Here is a 15,987-nt window from a genome sequence, read left to right as displayed (position 1 = left end):
AGCCTAAACATGGATACTATACATTATATCAGCAGCGACATCTTATCTCTTGAAACCGTGAACGATATCCTTTCGCAGGATAAAAAACTCGCTCTTTCTGAAGAGGCACGCGCCAACATAGAAAAATGCCGCAACTACCTCGATAACAAAATGCTGGATAATGATAAGCCCATCTACGGTATCAATACCGGTTTTGGCTCGCTTTACAACATCAAGATATCTAACGACGACCTTTCTAAATTACAGGAAAACCTTGTAAAATCGCATGCCTGCGGTACAGGGGATGAAGTACCCGGAGCGGTGGTAAAGATCATGCTGCTGCTTAAAATACAGTCGCTTAGCTACGGCCATAGCGGTGTGCAGTTAGTAACGGTAGAAAGGCTTATCGATTTTTATAATAACGACATCCTTCCTGTAATATATACATTAGGATCACTGGGAGCCTCGGGCGATCTTGCACCGCTGGCACACCTTTCTTTGCCTCTTTTAGGGGAGGGCGAAGTATATGCAGATGGTTTCCGCCAGCCTGCACATAAAGTGCTGCAAAAAATGGGATGGGAACCTATTGTCCTTAAATCGAAAGAAGGTTTGGCACTGCTTAACGGTACCCAGTTTATGAGTGCTTATGGTGTTCATGTATTGCTAAGAAGTACTAAATTTTGCTATCTGGCAGATGTTATTGCTGCCGTTTCCCTTGAAGGTTTTGATGGCCGTATAGAGCCGTTTAATGAGCACATACACATGATTCGCCCACACAAAGGGCAAATTATTACGGCCCGCAGGTTTAACGATTTGCTTGAAGACAGTGAGATCATTGCACAGCCTAAACAGCACGTTCAGGACCCGTATTCTTTCCGTTGTATACCGCAGGTGCATGGCGCTACCAAGGATACTATAGATTATGTGAAAAAAGTATTTAAAACCGAGATCAATTCGGTAACCGATAACCCAAATATATTTGTTGAAAGCGATGAGATCATCTCCGGTGGTAATTTCCACGGGCAGCCACTTGCCTTAACACTCGACTTTTTAGGCATTGCCCTTGCCGAACTTGGTAGTATATCCGAAAGGCGTACCTACCAGCTTATATCAGGGTTGCGCGGCCTGCCGCCATTCCTTGTCAGCAACCCCGGACTTAATTCCGGCTTTATGATTCCACAATATACTGCGGCGAGCATTGTGAGCCAGAATAAGCAACTTGCTACCCCTGCAAGTATAGATAGTATAGTATCGAGCAACGGCCAGGAAGACCACGTGAGTATGGGTGCTAACGCTGCTACCAAAGCATTGCGTATTATGGAAAACCTGGAGCGTATATTGGCAATAGAACTTATGAATGCTTCCCAGGCATTAGAATTCAGGAGGCCATTGAAATCAAGTGATTTCATCGAGATGTTCATTAAATCTTATCGCGAAGAAGTGCCTTTAGTTACCGAAGACCGTATACTTCATTACGATATAGAAAATACCATTGCATTTTTAAATAACCTGCATCTTGATGATAGTGTTATTGAATAATCCTATTTCAGATTTTTGATTTCAGAATTGACCACATAAATTTCCCGTAGAGACGCATTGAATGCGTCTCTCGTGCTATAATTCAGTTTTCATTGTGCGAGACGCATTTAATGCGTCTCTACGGGGTAAATATTACTCTTTGTAAACAGGATAATCTGTATAGCCTTTTTCGCCGGGTGTATAAAACGTGCTTTCTTCTGCCTGTGTAAGATACTGGTCGTTCTCAAAACGGTTTACCAGGTCGGGGTTGCTGATATACAAGTTGCCAAATGATACCATATCGGCTTCGTTACTTTCTATGGCAGCAGTTGCCCTTTCTTTTGTATAGCCACTATTAAGGATTAATATTCCATTAAAATAAGCGCGCATTGCCGATATAAGTTCTAACCCTTTTTGCTGTTTTCGTGCTGCACCATCTAACAGGTGAATGTATAGAATACCTGTTTTATTCATCTCTTTTGCAAGGTATTCGTATGTTTCATATACTTCGTCATACGGGGGCATGGTATTAAAATCATTATAAGGCGAAAAACGTATACCGGTTTTATCCTTGCCAATAGCATCTGCCACAGCTTTAGTAACCTCAATAACAAAACGGGCACGGTTCTCAATGCTGCCGCCGTATTCATCAGTTCTGGTATTGGCATTCGGGTTTAAGAATTGCTCCAGTAAGTAGCCATTGGCACTGTGTAATTCCACACCATCAAAGCCTGCAGCAATAGCATTTTTCGCCGACTGAACAAATTCAGCAATGGTATCTTTAATGCTATCTGGTGTAATTGCTTCGGGAGTATCGGTTTTTACCATACCCTTAGTGTCAGTAAACATATCTCCAAAAGCTGAAATAGCCGATGGCGCAACCAGTGTAGCTCCCTCAGGTAAATTTTCGTAACTGCCTACGCGTCCTACATGCATAAACTGTATAAATATCTTACCGCCTTTAGCATGTACGGCATCGGTGGTTCTTCTCCATCCTTCAATTTGTTCTTCACTAAAAATTCCCGGAATACGTGGGTAGCCAAGCCCGTTAGGCGATGGGGAAGTCCCCTCCGTAATAATTAGCCCTGCCGTTGCGCGTTGGCTGTAGTATTCAGCCATCAGGTCGTTTGGGATATTATCTATCGCACGCGAACGGGTCATGGGAGCCATCACGATGCGGTTGCTAAAATGCTGTAGGGGGCTTAGGAGTATATTGCTTTCTGTTGCCATTTTTGTTACAGTTTAAATTGTAGGTACAATTTACAAAATAACGCAGTAAGTAACTGTAGATTATAGGTTAACCTTGCCTTAAAATATTACTGATAATCTTAATTTTGTTAAGGCTTTTCTACCTGTGCCAGCCATTGCCTCAGCACAGTTTGAAGATCGTCATTTTTAGAAGTAAGATTATCCATACCGGTTATGGTTACCATACGGCGGCCATCGGCATAACTGCCCTCAAATAATCCTGAAGTATCATTTATAGTTGCCCCTGTTGGAAAAATAAGAAGAATATAATTGTTTTTGCGAAGGTTAAAAACTACAATATCGCGTTTGTATTCTTTGGCATTAAAACTAGCCATAACGCCATTGTAGTAAAAGGCTGGTGAGTTCCATTTTATTTGTTCGCTGATACCTTCATCAGTACTTAAAATTACTTCGCGCAAAGCCTGCATCACATCGGCTAAAGGATGTGCTGAGGTTGTAATATATTGTGTAACCAAATCTGAATCTGAAAGTTTAACTTTAGCCATAGATTTTTTATCAAAGATAAAAGTTACAATCTATCCCGATACTATGTAAAACGGACAATAAAGGGAGGGAAATAAGACAGTAATCAGCCTTTATTTTCTTCATTTTTAACCAGGTACACTTTATCCTCACGCCTAAATTTAGGTTTGTTAGCAATTTTTATGCGTTGCACATAAGAGCTGTCTTTTGCCCGTGTAATCATAACCGTCATAGTACCCGCCTTATTAATATCTTTAATGCGTGCTGCTGTGGCAGGGGTAGGGCTAACGGTATACGTACAGTCATCTATCCACACAATATCAAAATCATATACCTCTTCGGCATTTTCCATTTTTTCAGTCTGCACGTTGCCCTTACGGGTTATGTAGCATATTTTTTTACTGGTGGGGTCGGTTACTTTAAAAGTTCCCTCCTTAAATTTTGAGCATGTTTTTTCCTGTGCATTAGTAAAAAAAGAGAGTAGTAGTGTAAAAGCTATAAATGTAATTTTTTGAATCATATTTTATTATTTTTAGTAGGCGACGGAGCCATTAGTGACCTGATAACCAATTTAGCAAGTGCTATAACCTCGGCAGCAAGGCCGGCAATAAGTATAACTGTTGAACCCGGCCAGTGCATTATCCTGAATAAAGCACCCACAATTACAACCACCATTCCTGCGAGCATTAGTATGAGCAACCCTTTATTTTTCATCTTCGCTATATTTTAAAATAATTAGCAAGCAGCCCCACTATAGCAGGGACTGCCTGTACATATAATATTTTTTTCTGCACTGTGGCTGCTCCATATATTCCGGCCACTAAAACGCAGCCCAGAAAAAATGAGGCAATATTAGCACTCCATTCAGCATCATTTATTAATAAAGACCATATAAGCCCTGCTGCCAGGAAGCCATTGTAAAGCCCCTGATTTCCCGCCATAGACTTTGTTTTCTCAAACATATCTGGTTGTAAAGTACGAAAAACTTTTCTTGCTAGTGTAGTCCATGCAAACATTTCGAGCCACATTATATAAATATGGATTATGGCAACAAAAGCTATTATTACAGTGGCTACAATCATAATTAGTTATACTACGTTAGTCCATTTAAAGTTACGTTCTATGGCACGTATCATTTCTCCGGCAATGTCTTTATGGGTTGCGCCTTCAATACCTTCAAGTCCCGGCGATGAGTTTACTTCTAATAGTAATGGCCCTTTTGCCGAGCGGATGATATCTACACCCGCCACTTTCAGGTTCATGGCTTTGGCAGCCCTTATGGCAATACGCTTTTCATCGGCAGTAACCTTAATTATAGAGGCTGTACCGCCAAGGTGAATGTTAGCACGGAATTCTCCCGGCAACGCTTCACGCTGAATAGCAGCTACTACTTTGCCGTCTATAACAAAACAGCGAATGTCTTTACCATTAGCCTCTTTTATAAATTCCTGAACTAATATATTGGCATTTAGGCTTTTAAAAGCATTTATAACGCTCTCTGCGGCTTTTTTAGTTTCGGCAAGTACTACTCCTTTACCCTGCGTACCTTCTAACAGTTTAACAATAAGCGGGGAACCACCTACCATTTTAATAAGGTCGTTAGTATCAAGCGGAGAATTAGCGAAACCTGTAGTAGGGATATCTATACCGCTGTTAAGCAGTAATTGTAGCGAATATAATTTGTCGCGGCTTTGGCTTATAGCCATTGCAGAGTTTAAGCAAAATACCTTAAGTGCTTCAAAGTGGCGCGTTAATGCACAGCCGTAAAACGTCATGCTTGGGCGTATGCGGGGTATAACAGCATCAAAATCATTAAGTACGCGGCCGCCCCTGTAGTGTATTTCAGGAGTATCAGCATCCAGCTTCATGTAGCAGTACTTAAGGTTTAAAAAATGCATTTCGTGGCCGCGGGCTTCTCCGGCTTCCATGATGCGCTTGTTGCTGTACAGTTCCGGGTTGCTGGCAAGCACACCTATGCGCAGGCCGCGCTTGGGCTCTTCGCCTTTTTCGTAATATTCGAGTAGTTTTTCGCGTGTTGGCTGGCCCAATAAGTATTTTTGTTCGGGGTCTACCAGTAATCTTCCGCTCATTGCTTCGCGGCCTAAAAGCATCCTGAAACCCATAGAGTCACGGTTGGTTAGCGTAAATTCTGCTTCCCAGTTAATTTCGCCCACCTGTATCTGCGACCTTATAACATAACGCTGTTCACGGTAGCCGCTGCTGCTTTTTACCACACGCTTATCTACCAGCGGAGCCTGGCAATGTATAACGGTTTTAGAGTTATTTTGTATAGGATTTATGTCAAACTTTACCCAGTTTTCTCCATCTTTCTCAAAAGGGGCAATGTTTATGGCATGCAGTGCCGATGTTTTTGCGCCAGAGTCTACACGTGCTTTAATGGTGGGTATTCCAAGTTCCGGGAAGGAGCACCATTCTTCGCTTCCTACTATTACTTTTTCGTGCATTTTTAGATTTAATTTCTTAATCTAAATTACTACTTTTTTTAATAGTGGAATGTGATGGTGCAATATTTAGCAAAAAAATAATACGCCTGCTTTTTTAAAAGAAACATATTTAATTTTGTTAAAAAATTCTTACAAAATTTATTGATGATAATATGTTTAATGTTATCAGATTAGTTTACTAATATTCAAGAGATATAATAATTATTATTTGTTTATAAATAATGTCAACCTGTTCAAAATCGTGTTGCCATTCTTTAAATTTTTTTTGAATGATTATACAAAAGCCTGGATTTACAGTAGAAACCAGGCCTTTTATATGGTGATAATATTAATTTCACTATGGTTTTAAATCTTCAAATTTTACATCTGCTGCAAAAGAGTCATGTACTTTTTCGGCTACAATTTCTTTCGGGACAGTAAACGTAACTGTTTTTCCGGCTGCAGCCGATGAGGCAGATGCTTTAATTGTATAGCTTCCGGCCTCTGCAATCCATGCGCTTTTGCTTTCTGTAAACGATGCAATGTCTTTTGCTGTTAATGTAAAAGTTAGCGTTTCACTTTCGCCCGGCGCAAGTGTTTTGGTTTTACCAAAAGCCTTAAGTTCCTGCTTAGGTTTATCCAACGTTTTGGCAGGTGCCGAAACATATAGTTGTACCACCTCTTTACCGGCAACTTTGCCTGTGTTTTTTACCGTTACAGATACGGTTACATTATCGTTAAATGTTTTAGATGATAACTTTACAGTACTATAATCAAAACTGGTGTATGATTTCCCGAAACCAAATTCAAACGACGGTTTTACTTTAAAAGTATCATAATAGCGGTAACCTATATAAATACCTTCCTGATAGTTTACGTCTTTAGGGGCTTCTTTTGGCGTACCCAGCCAGTTTTTTGCCGATGGAGTGTCTTCATATTTTACAGGAAATGTCATGGTAAGCCTTCCAGACGGGTTAACTTTTCCGCCAAAAACATCGGCTACAGAGTTACCGCCTTCCTGTCCCGGCTGCCATGCCAGGAGTATGGCATCTACCTTATCTTTCCAGCTTGCAGTTTCTATAACCCCGCCAATGTTAAGTATCACTACCACTTTTTTACCTTTGGCATGAAAGGCTTTCGCTACATCTTCTATTAATTTATGCTCATCTTCGCCCAGGTTAAAGTCGTTATCCACCACACGGTCACTGCCTTCGCCACTATTACGGCCTATGGTAATAATAGCAAGATCGTCGAATGCTGCTTTTTCATTAAGCTCTGCTGTTGTAAATCCCATTTCGGGTAACCTTTTGTGGGTGGTAAGTTTGCCTTCTTTTTTGCGTCGGGCATCTTCTATGCCTTTTACTTTATCTGTATAAGGCTGGTATATTGCCCTAAGGGGTTCATCTACTTTATAACCTGCATTTTTAAGTCCGTCAAGCAGCGATACTGTATAGGCTTCGTTAACATCGCCACTGCCTGTACCGCCCGAAATAAAGGCATACGACGTAACCCCAAATGCAGCAACCGAATTTGTTTTGCTTGTGTAAGGCAAGGCATTGCCCTCATTTTTTAGGAGTATGATACCCTCTGTAGCAACACTGCGGGTTATGGCTGCATTAGCAGTAAGATTAGGTTTATTGCTGTACGGAATTTTTTTTGTAGTTGGTGATTTCATTACCAGTTCCAACATTCTTTTTACGCAGGCATCAACAGCTTCCTTACTTAGTTTGCCACTTTTAAGGTTCTCTATAATAGATGCCCTTTGCTCTTTCATGCCCGGCATAAGCAAGTCGTTACCGGCAGTTAATTGTGTGGTTACATCGCTCGTTCTGCCCACTAATGCTGTTAGAGCGGCATAACCACCATACCAGTCGGTCATAACAATGCCTTTGTATCCCCATTCGTCACGAAGCACATCGGTAAGTAAATCTTTCCTTTCAGATGTATATGTACCGTTTATAAGATTGTAGCTGCTCATAACCGTCCAGGGTTGCGACTCTCTTATGGCAATTTCAAAATTGCGCAGGTAAATTTCGCGTAGTGCCCTTTTGCTTATGTGTTCGTTAATAGAAAACCGGCTTGTTTCCTGATTGTTTGCTGCAAAGTGTTTTATACTTGTACCCACACCATTACTCTGTATGCCCCTTACCATTGCGGCGGCAATTTTGCCTGATATTAAAGGGTCTTCAGAATAATATTCGTAATTACGGCCGCACAACGGGTTACGATGAATATTAAGGGCAGGGGCAAGGAGCACATCAACACCATAGTCTTTTGTTTCGCTGCCTATGGCGGTACCCACACTTTCTATAAGTGCTGTATTCCAGGTACTGGCAAGCGATGTGCCTACAGGGAAAGCGGTACAGTAATACGTATTGGCATCATTATCACGAACAGGTTTTATGCGCAATCCTGCAGGGCCATCGGCAAGGGTTACACCGGGAATGCCAAGCCTTTCTATAGCATATGTAACTCCGGCAGCACCGGGTACACGCCCCTCTACAGATCCTATCACGGCTGTTAACCCATCATTACCGGGTTTTCCTGTCCCTGTTAAAAAGTTTGCCTTTTCTTCATCGGTCATCTGGCTTACCAAATCATTAATGCGTTCTTCAAGGCTAAGGCGGTAATCTTCATATTTATCAAGCTTACCGTTACGGTTAAGGTCGCTAAATTCCAGCCCTTCAATTTTTAGTACAGGAGGATCTCCCACATGACCGGTTGCGGCTTTAGTTCCTAAAGATGCAAGCACAAGTGCTGTAAGCAACGGCACTTTTATAAATTTGTTATTGTTTATTTTTTTCATGATAGCAAATGTTTGATGCAGATGGCACTTATAAAGTATGAGCAGCCTCTTATATTAATTTGTTTATTTAAGTTCAAATTGCAATTCCTGTACATTATCGCTGGCTGTGCCTACAAATATTTTAAATATTCCCGGTTCTGTCAGGAAGTCACCGTCGTTGTTGTAAAAGCCAAGTTCGGTATCTGTTAGCGTAAAGTTTACGGTTTTGGTTTCTCCTTTTTTAAGCGATACCATTTCAAAACCTTTGAGTTCTTTTACGGGGCGTGATAAACTGGCCGAAATATCCTGAATGTATAGTTGGGCTACTTCTTTACCATCAAAATTCCCTGTATTAGTAATAGCAACAGTTATTTGTACGGGTTCGCCCTTTAAATAAACTGTTTTATTTAACTTAGGTATACCATATTTAAAAGTAGTATAGCTAAGGCCGTGGCCAAAAGCAAACTGGGGAGTTTTCTCCACATCTGTATAATGCGACCAAAACACATTTTTATCGCTGTCTGCCGGCCTGCCGGTACTGTGCTGGTTGTAATAAATAGGAATCTGGCCTACGTTTCTGGGAAAACTCATAGGTAATTTCCCACTTGGGTTATAATCGCCATAAAGTACCTGTGCCACGGCATTTCCGGTTTCGCTGCCCAGGTGCCATGCTTCAACAATTGCAGGTATATGTGCTGCAGCCCAGGGTAGTGCAAGGGGACGGCCATTGTTAAGCACTAAAACTATATTGGGGTTTACTTTATAAATTTCTTCTAACAATTCCTGCTGAAGCCCCGGCAGGTCAAGGTTAGTACGGCTGCGGCCCTCGCCACTCTGAAAGCCATGCTCACCCAAAACCATTACCACAACATTGGCCTCTTTAGCGGCTTTTTTAGCGGCTTCAAAACCACTTCTGTCTGTAGTATTAAAAACCAGTTCCTGCTGAAAAGAAGTTTTACCAATAGTAAGGTGGGCTCCTTTTTCGTAAGTAAGTACATTACCTTTATATTGCTGCATCCCTTCTAATACAGATATTGCAGAGTTATCGTCTCCGGCGATCCTCCAGCTTCCCAGCGGGCTGTTTTTATCGGCGGCAAGCGCACCTATTAATGCTATTTTCTGTCCTGATTTTTTAAGCGGCAAAAGGCTATTTTCGTTTTTTAAAAGTACTATAGATTTCCTGGCAACATCAAGCACAGCTTCGTGATTTGCCTTGCTGTTTATGGTTGTTCTTTCGCGCTTTTCGTTGCAATAGCGGTACGGGTCGTCAAACAGTCCAAGTTCATATTTTACCCTTAGTATCCGGCGCACCGCATCATCTATCAGCTTAACATCTACTTTACCATCATTAACAAGCTTAACAAGTTCGGTTACATACAAACGAGATTCCATATCCATATCGGCACCGGCAGTAACTGCTTTTAAAGAAGCCTCTGCACCATCTTTTGCATATCCCCATGTTATCATTTCACGTATAGAGGCCCAATCTGTTACAACAAAGCCTGTAAAACCCCATTTGCCTTTAAGTATCTCTCGCTGTAAAAAGCTGTTACCTGTTGCAGGCACGCCATTAAGTATATTAAAAGAGTTCATAAAGGTGCGTACCCCTGCATCTTTAGCGGCTTTAAAAGGAGGCAATATGGTATTATATAAGGTTGCATTGCCTACATCTACAGTATTGTAATCACGGCCTGCCTCGGCAAAACCATAACCGGCAAAGTGCTTGGCACATGCAGCAATAGTATTTGGTAAAGAAAGGTCATCTCCCTGGAAACCCTTAACCCTGGCAAAAGCGACCTTACTGCCCAGGTAGGGGTCTTCGCCGGCACCTTCCATCACGCGGCCCCAACGCGCATCGCGGCTAATATCTACCATAGGGCCAAAGGTCCAGTTGATGCCGGAAGCCGATGCCTCATCTGCAGCTACTTGTGCACTATGCTTTATTGCATCCATATCCCAACTGGCTGCTTCGGCAAGCGGAACGGGGGAGAGGGTCTTGTAACCGTGTATAACATCAAAGCCTATAATAAGCGGTATGCCTAACCTTGTTTCTTCAACAGCTATTTTTTGTATGGCGCGAACTTCTTTTACACCACGCACGCTTAGCATAGACCCTATCCAGCCCTTGCGCAGGTGTTCATATTTTATAGCAGCATTACCTTCTTTTGGCGCAGGGCCTGTAACATCCCAAAAGCCATTGTACTGATTCATCTGGCCCACTTTTTCTTCAAGGGTCATTTTAGCCATTAAAGCTGTTATCTTTTGTTCGTTATCCTGTTTAATAAGCTTAGTTTTTTCTTGTGCTTGCCCTATTGTAGTTGCAAAGCACAATGTCGCAATCGTTATAATGAGTGGTGTAATTTTATTTTTAGGCAGCATAGTATTTTTTGTATGAAAATGAATGAATTTATGGCTAAGTACTTACAAGCCATCTGCGGGATTAAAATAAATAGCAATATTACATTTGATAAATCGATTTACCAAATATTATATGTACTTTTATCCAAAAATTAAAATAGTTTTAATAATTTTGATGCAGTATTTTGATTATCCTGTAAAACTTTAAAGATGTTTTAAGTTTTATCTCTAAAGATGTTTTAAAGTGTTTACTATACATTTATTATTATAGTTTTGGAAGGAATTTTGTATGTCCTGGCAATTTAAAATTAATAGGTACATACTGTGATGATTTAGGTATATTTGTATTATTGGCTCATAAAGAAGCAATCTCGTATTAAGTTAGTATTTAATAAATAATGAAAAAGAATAAAATATCAATTAAAGATATAGCAGCGGCTGCAGGTACATCTACCACGACCGTGTCTTTTATTCTTAACGGGAAAGCAGACCATAAAGTTAGCCCGGCATTAATAGAGAAGGTGCTCAGGATAATTGAAGAGAAAAATTATCGGCCAAGTTCTCTTGCCCAGAGTCTTAGGACCGGGAAAACCAATACTATTGCATTACTTGTAGAGGATATTTCTAATCCGTTTTTCTCTGGCATAGCCCGCCTGATAGAAGAAAGAGCTGCAAAGAGCGGTTATAAAATTGTTTACAGCAGTACTGAAAATAATCCTGAAAAGACAAGCACTTTGCTTGATTTTTTTCAGGAAAAGCAAGTAGACGGCTATATAATATCTCCACCGGATGGCGCTTTAGAGGATATTCTTAAACTGAAAAATAAGAATATTCCTGTAGTTTTATTTGACCGGCATTTTGCAGAAACTAATATGAACCATGTTGTGGTAGATAACAGGCTTAGCTCTCAAACAGCAATTAAACATGTTATTAACAATGGTTTTAAAAATGTGGGCTGCATTACGCTAAACTCTCATCAAACCCAGATGGCCGGGCGTCTACAGGGATATAATGACGCCATTGAGCAGGCCGGGCTTAAAAAATACATATTAAATATAGATTATAAAGCGGGCGAAAATGAAAGGATGGTTATAGAAATGGCCAAATTTTATAAGGCCAATCCATCTATGAACGCCTTATTTTTTTGCACTAACTATTTGGCTATATTAGGGTTAGAGGCTATGCAGCGCAGCAATTTAAAAGTAGGTAAGGATTTTGCCGTTGTGTGTTTTGATGAGCATGACCTGTTTAGGCTTTACTCGCCTCCTATTACCGTTATAGCACAGCCACTTGCTGAAATTGCAGAGAATGCCTTTGCTATACTTCTTAACGAGATGGAAAACCAGTCGAATATTAAAAGGGTAGAAATGATTGAAATTCCCGCTACCTTAATAATTCGTCAGTCCACTTCAAACTTCTCAAACTTTAGTATTACTGGTTCTGTATTCTAATATAAGAATGAACTATTACGATACAGTTTAGTAAATATTTACTGAAACGGGAATTTTTAAATTCGATTATATATTTAATAATTTAGCATTTATCAATATAAACAGTATTTTATTGATTTTTTATAAAATTACAACGATGTAGTTTTGATAAAAAAATCCATCTTAAAATGCTTCTTTCAAATATTTTTATGTTAAATATTTAATTTATATTTCAATATAACATGATTTTAAATCATTTTTTTAAATTATACAAAAAAATGTAAAAATATTTTTTAGCTAATGTTATTATATTAACAAAATATTATATTTTTGGTAAATCGATTTACTAACTATTTTAAAAATCTAATTTATGACTAAAAAAATATTTATGGCCGTTTTTTGGCTTTTTATTGTAAATATTGGATATGCGCAAAACCATGACGTGTCCGGTACTGTTACTTCGGGGGCAGGACTACCGTTAGTAGGGGCTGCCGTTCATGTTGAGTCTTCCGAAGAAACCGTTTTAACGGGCGAGGGTGGCGTATTCTCTGTAACAGTTCCTCAGGGAAAAAAAATAATAGTTAGCCAGTCAGGATATACTACTAAAGAAGTGGTTATAACTAAAGAAGAAACCTCTTTATCTGTAGTACTTGTAGCGTCAGTTAAAACTGCAAACCAACAATTATCTAAATTATATAATGTGGCAGGGCATGTAGTAGCCCAGGATGGGTCGCCAATAGGCGGTGCTACAGTAAAAACAGAAAACTCCGGGGCAAGCACAATAACAGATGCAAACGGAGCCTTTGCTATTAGTGTTCCTGAGGGTACTATGCTAATAATAAATTATGTAGGTTATGCACCTAAAGAAGAGTTTATTATGCAGGATGAAGCTAATCTTAAAATTACCATGAGCACATCTGTCACTACTCTTAATGAGGTAGTTGTAACTGCATTAGGTATTAAAAAAGAGAAAAAAGCACTTGCTTATGCTGTAACAGAGATAAAAGGCAGTGAGCTTACCGAAGGCAGAAGCCCTAACATTGCCAGCACATTAGCCGGTAAAGTTGCGGGTTTAAATATTACTACACCTGCTACAGGTGCAAATGGTGCAAGCAGGATCGTTATTCGTGGTAACGGGTCTATATCTGGTAATAACCAACCGCTTATTGTGGTAGATGGTATTCCCATTAATAACGACAATGCCTTGCTTGGCCCACCGGTATCTATTGTAAATGGCAACTGGGCAGGGTCTGACAGGGGGGATGGTATGTCGAGTGTTAACCCCGATGAGATAGAAACTATAAGTGTACTTAAAGGTGCTACTGCTGCTGCACTTTATGGCTCAAGAGCTTCTAACGGTGCAATATTAATAACAACAAAATCGGCTAAAAATGGTCAAAAAGGCCTTGGTGTAGAGGTAAATATCAACTCTGTAGTAGAAGATCTGTTAATTAAAAAGTTTGATTACCAGTATGATTATGGTAGTGGTACAGGTGGTGTAAAACCAGAGACTGTAGCACAGGCAAAAACGGGCAGGTTTAGCTGGGGTGGCAGGCTTGATGGTAGCAATGCTATGTTTTACGACGGCGTTGCAAGGCCTTATGTAGCTCAAAAAAACAACCTTAAAGATTTTTACAATACAGGTACGTCTATAACATCATCTGTAGCATTATCCGGTGCATCAGAGTCTACAAGATACCGTTTTTCGTTCACTAACCTTGATTATGAAGGTGTATTGCCAACAAATAGCCTTGACCGTAAAAACTTTGCATTAAACCTTAACAGCAACCTTGGTAAAAACCTGTCTGTTTTAGTAAATGCAAAGTATGTAAGGGAGAAAAATCATAACCGCCCGCGTGTTAATGACTCTCCCGGTAATGCGGCATTTTCTATTATGGCTTTGCCTACATCGCTGGGTGTAGATGTGCTTAAAAATTCTAAGTATGATGCCAATGGCTATGAGTTAGCGTGGTCTGACAACGTATTTACACAAAACCCGTATTTTGCTACAGACGATTTTAAGCAGGATGATAGTAAAAACAGGCTTATTGCTGCTGTAGAGCCTAAGTACCAAATAACCGACTGGCTGTATGCTAAGGCAAGGTTTGGTATGGATTATTTTAACTATACCAACAAAATGATCGAGCCTTATGGTACAGCATCAGAAATTCGCGGAGCTTATATATATAGTGAAAGGACTTTCAGGGAGTACAATACAGACTTTATGCTTGGTTTTAACAAAGACATAAATTCTGATTTTAATGTTAATGCTTTAGTAGGTACTAACAACATGCAGCAGGTTACCAATGCATTAGATATTAACGCATACAATTCGTTCAATATTCCGTTCTTTTACGACATATCTAATATAGACCCGAGTGCACGTACGGTTGCAGAAGCTTTAATACGCAAAAAAATAAGCTCGGTTTACGGTAGCGGCGAAGTATCATACAAAGGGTATCTTTACCTTAATGCATCTGCAAGGAACGACTGGTTCTCTACACTTGCATCAAAAAATAATAGTATCATCTACCCATCTGTAGGTACGAGCTTTGTAGCTTCTCAGGCTTTTGAAATGCCGGAGGTTATTAACTTTTTAAAAGTAAGGGCATCATGGGCACAGGCAGGCGGCGATACAGACCCTTACAACCTAAACCTTAGATATGTACTTAATGGGGCTAACATGGGTGCGCCATTAGGGCAAATAAATGGTTCTAACGTTCCTAATGCTAATTTAAAGCCGCTTACATCTACTACATTTGAAGTGGGTGTAGAAACTAAAATGTTTAATAACAGGTTTGGCGTAGACCTTACTTACTACACCAGGAAAACCACCGATGATATTGTGGCTGCCACAATATCGGGTACATCAGGTTTTAATACAGCATTATTTAATGTGGGTGAAATATCTAATAAAGGTATAGAGCTTTTAGTAAGCGGAACACCTATAAAAACAAATGATTTTACCTGGGATACTTCATTCAATATGGGGTACAACAAGAGTGAAGTGGTTAGTTTATACGGAGACGCTACAACACTACGTGTAGATTCGGGCAGGTATGGCACCGCTTTTATAGACCAGATCGTGGGCAAGCCTTACGGCCAGATTACAGGTTTTGATTATAAAAGAGATGCAGCAGGTAATATAGTGCATGATGCAACAGGTGCTCCAATGAAGGGCGACCTTAAAGATTTTGGCAGTGGCGTATCGCCTTACCAAATGGGTTTTACCAATACATTTACATACAAAAACCTTTCGCTTAGTGTTTTAGTAGATAGTAAATTTGGAGGATATGTTTACTCAGGTTCAAACGCTGTTGCTTACCGTTTAGGTTTAGCCGAAGAAACGTTACAAGGCCGTGAAGGCGGTATAGTAGGGCAGGGTGTTAACGAAGCCGGTACAGTAAATACAGTAAATACTACTGCTCAAAACTACTGGGGTAACCTGTTTAATAAAGTTGCGACGCCAAACGTATTTAAATCGGACTTTATAAAACTTAGGCAAATAATATTAAACTACTCGTTTAAAACATTTAACGTAAAAAATACTCCGGTTAAATTTACGGTAGGCCTTGTAGGGCGCAACCTGGCAATACTTAAAAAATATACGCCAAACATAGACCCAGAATCAAGCTATAATAACGGTAATGCCCAGGGGCTTGAATATGCAGGTGCGCCTGCTACAAGAACTTTTGGAATTAACCTTAACGCCAGATTTTAATTCCTGTAATTTAATTTAAAG

At 40.0% G+C, this 15,987-nt stretch carries 11 protein-coding genes; 3 read left to right on the top strand and 8 right to left on the bottom strand.

All coding sequences use genetic code 11. From position 1 onward, the window contains the following. Nucleotides 1-9 precede the first annotated feature (9 nt). On the top strand, nt 10-1,518 hold the full coding sequence (gene hutH / locus F565_RS0115850; RefSeq protein WP_020214224.1) for a histidine ammonia-lyase: 1,509 nt from the start codon (nt 10-12) through the stop codon (nt 1,516-1,518). A gap of 132 nt (nt 1,519-1,650) precedes the next feature. Here hutH and F565_RS0115845 read toward each other — a convergent pair whose 3' ends face one another. From F565_RS0115845 to bglX, 8 genes are all read right to left on the bottom strand, one after another. Continuing rightward, complete coding sequence (locus F565_RS0115845; protein ID WP_020214223.1) at nt 1,651-2,727, bottom strand: alkene reductase; 1,077 nt, start codon at nt 2,725-2,727, stop codon at nt 1,651-1,653. 107 nt (nt 2,728-2,834) lie between these two features. Next, nucleotides 2,835-3,251 carry a DUF1801 domain-containing protein gene (locus F565_RS0115840; protein WP_020214222.1) on the bottom strand — a complete coding sequence of 139 codons (417 nt, stop codon included), beginning with the start codon at nt 3,249-3,251 and terminating at the stop codon, nt 2,835-2,837. Between the two features lie 83 nt (nt 3,252-3,334). Next, a complete protein-coding gene (locus tag F565_RS0115835; RefSeq protein WP_020214221.1) occupies nt 3,335-3,748 on the bottom strand; it encodes a hypothetical protein in 414 nt (137 codons plus the stop codon). After that, nucleotides 3,745-3,942: a GldL-related protein gene (locus F565_RS0115830; RefSeq protein ID WP_020214220.1), complete on the bottom strand. Its 198-nt coding sequence runs from the start codon at nt 3,940-3,942 to the stop codon at nt 3,745-3,747. Before F565_RS0115830 ends, F565_RS0115835 begins: the two co-directional genes overlap by 4 nt. Nucleotides 3,943-3,947: 5 nt before the next feature. Continuing rightward, a complete protein-coding gene (locus F565_RS0115825) occupies nt 3,948-4,310 on the bottom strand; it encodes a DUF1304 domain-containing protein (protein WP_020214219.1) in 363 nt (120 codons plus the stop codon). A gap of 6 nt (nt 4,311-4,316) precedes the next feature. Then, complete coding sequence (rimK, locus tag F565_RS0115820) at nt 4,317-5,693, bottom strand: 30S ribosomal protein S6--L-glutamate ligase (RefSeq protein ID WP_020214218.1); 1,377 nt, start codon at nt 5,691-5,693, stop codon at nt 4,317-4,319. A 337-nt stretch (nt 5,694-6,030) separates the two neighbouring features. Beyond that, nucleotides 6,031-8,478 carry a beta-glucosidase gene (locus F565_RS0115815; protein ID WP_020214217.1) on the bottom strand — a complete coding sequence of 816 codons (2,448 nt, stop codon included), beginning with the start codon at nt 8,476-8,478 and terminating at the stop codon, nt 6,031-6,033. Between the two features lie 63 nt (nt 8,479-8,541). Then, on the bottom strand, nt 8,542-10,836 hold the full coding sequence (gene bglX, locus F565_RS0115810) for a beta-glucosidase BglX (protein ID WP_020214216.1): 2,295 nt from the start codon (nt 10,834-10,836) through the stop codon (nt 8,542-8,544). A gap of 377 nt (nt 10,837-11,213) precedes the next feature. On the opposite strand from bglX, the gene F565_RS0115800 reads away from it, so the two are divergent. Then, complete coding sequence (locus F565_RS0115800) at nt 11,214-12,266, top strand: LacI family DNA-binding transcriptional regulator (RefSeq protein ID WP_020214214.1); 1,053 nt, start codon at nt 11,214-11,216, stop codon at nt 12,264-12,266. A gap of 349 nt (nt 12,267-12,615) precedes the next feature. Continuing rightward, complete coding sequence (locus F565_RS0115795) at nt 12,616-15,966, top strand: SusC/RagA family TonB-linked outer membrane protein (protein WP_020214213.1); 3,351 nt, start codon at nt 12,616-12,618, stop codon at nt 15,964-15,966. Nucleotides 15,967-15,987: the final 21 nt, after the last annotated feature.

Origin of the sequence: Flavobacterium rivuli WB 3.3-2 = DSM 21788 (genome assembly GCF_000378485.1) — a bacterium.
GTDB classification, from domain to species: domain Bacteria; phylum Bacteroidota; class Bacteroidia; order Flavobacteriales; family Flavobacteriaceae; genus Flavobacterium; species Flavobacterium rivuli.
Note: the sequence above shows the minus strand (reverse complement) of the source record. Positions and strands in the feature narration are given on the sequence as shown.